The sequence below is a fragment of the Mesorhizobium sp. P2_D1 genome, from assembly GCF_056404455.1.
In genome coordinates this window covers 1-583 of sequence record NZ_JBFUDZ010000189.1, presented here as the reverse complement: position 1 = coordinate 583, position 583 = coordinate 1, and the positions used below count along the sequence as shown (strand labels likewise).

The window sequence follows — 583 nt, the reverse complement described above, 5'->3', positions numbered from 1 at the left end:
ATACTAAGCGACCAGGGACTCGATCATGAAGAAATCGCCGCGCGCTTCTTCGTCTCGGCGGCGACCGTCAAGCAGCGCCTGAGGCTCGCCTCGGTTTCGCAAAAACTTCTCGAACTCTACGAACAGGATGAAATCCGGCTCGAGCAGATCATGGCGTTCTCGATTTCGGACGACCATGCCCGCCAGGAGCAGGTCTGGGAGCGCATCAATAACAACCAGCATATGCAGGAGCCATATTACATCAGGCGCCTCCTGACGGAGACGACGGTACGTGCCGACGATCGTCGGGCGGTCTATGTCGGCGCCGAGGCCTATGAGGCCGCCGGCGGCGTCATCCTGCGGGACCTGTTTGAGCAGGATTCCGGCGGCTGGTTCCAGCATGCAGCTCTACTCGAACAGCTGGTCTTCGACAGACTGCAGGTAGATGCCGAGGCCGTTCGCGCCGACGGCTGGAAGTGGGTCGAGGCGGCGATCAGCTTCCCGTACGGCCACACCTCCGGCATGCGGCGCGTTTATGCCGAGCCGGCGGAGTTGAGCACCGAGGAGATCGCCCGCTATGACGCGGTGAAGGCCGAGTATGATG

1 protein-coding gene is annotated in these 583 nt (G+C 61.7%); it reads left to right on the top strand.

Annotated elements, in window-relative coordinates; translation table 11 throughout:
* On the top strand, positions 1–583 hold a 583-nt coding region (locus AC1D0I_RS32895), incomplete at both ends, for a ParB/RepB/Spo0J family partition protein (protein ID WP_477400234.1).